We start from the raw sequence: 1052 nt of genomic DNA, 5'->3' as shown, positions 1-1052 counted from the left end.
CATCGGCCTGTCCCGGATGGAGCGCGTGGTCCGTGAGCGGATGACCACCCAGGACGTCGAGGCGATCACGCCGCAGACCCTGATCAACATCCGCCCGGTGAGCGCGTCGATCAAGGAGTTCTTCGGCACCTCCCAGCTCTCCCAGTTCATGATGCAGGACAACCCGCTCGCCGGGCTCACGCACAAGCGCCGCCTGTCCGCCCTCGGCCCCGGCGGCCTGACCAGGGAACGCGCCAGCCTCGAGGTGCGCGATATCCACTTCAGCCACTACGGCCGGATGTGCCCGATCGAAACGCCGGAAGGCCCGAGTATCGGTCTGATCGGCTACCTCTCGGTGTACGCGCGGGTCAATCCGTTCGGCTTCATCGAGACGCCGTACCGCAAGGTGCTCGACGGCAAGGTGACCGACGAGATCGTCTACCTCACCGCCGACGAAGAAGAGCGCTACGTGCGCGCGCAGGCCAACTCACCGGTCGACGCGGACCGGCGCCTATCCGAAAGCAAGGTGCTGGCACGGCGTTTCGGCGAGGAGGTGGAATACGTCGCACCCGCCGAGGTCGACTTCATGGATGTCTCGCCGCGCCAGATGGTGTCGGTCGCCTCGGCGATGATTCCCTTCCTCGAGCACGACGACGCCAACCGCGCCCTGATGGGTGCGAACATGCAGCGTCAGGCTGTGCCGCTGATCCGCTCCGAGGCGCCGATCGTCGGCACCGGTATGGAGCTGCGCGCGTCCATCGACGCCGGCGATCTGGTTCTCAATGACAAAGCCGGTGTGGTGGAGGAGGTTTCGGCCGACTACGTCACCGTGATGGCCGACGACGGCACCCGGCGCAGCTATCGGCTGCGTAAGTTCGCCCGCTCGAATCAAGGCAACTGCTACAACCAGCGGCCGATCGTGGACGAGGGTCAGCGGGTCGAGACCGGTCAGGTGCTCGCCGATGGTCCGTGCACCGAGAACGGTGAGATGGCGCTGGGCAAGAACCTGCTCGTGGCGATCATGCCGTGGGAGGGCCACAACTACGAGGACGCGATCATCCTGTCGCAGCGTC

General features: G+C 65.9%; 1 pseudogene. It reads left to right on the top strand.

The features are described 5' to 3' along the window. Positions 1 to 1052 (top strand): annotated as a pseudogene (locus NBRGI_RS40495) (DNA-directed RNA polymerase subunit beta); the annotation flags it as partial.

The organism is Nocardia brasiliensis IFM 10847, from assembly GCF_000710915.1.
Classification (GTDB): Bacteria; Actinomycetota; Actinomycetes; order Mycobacteriales; family Mycobacteriaceae; genus Nocardia; species Nocardia brasiliensis_A.
Note: the sequence above shows the minus strand (reverse complement) of the source record. Positions and strands in the feature narration are given on the sequence as shown.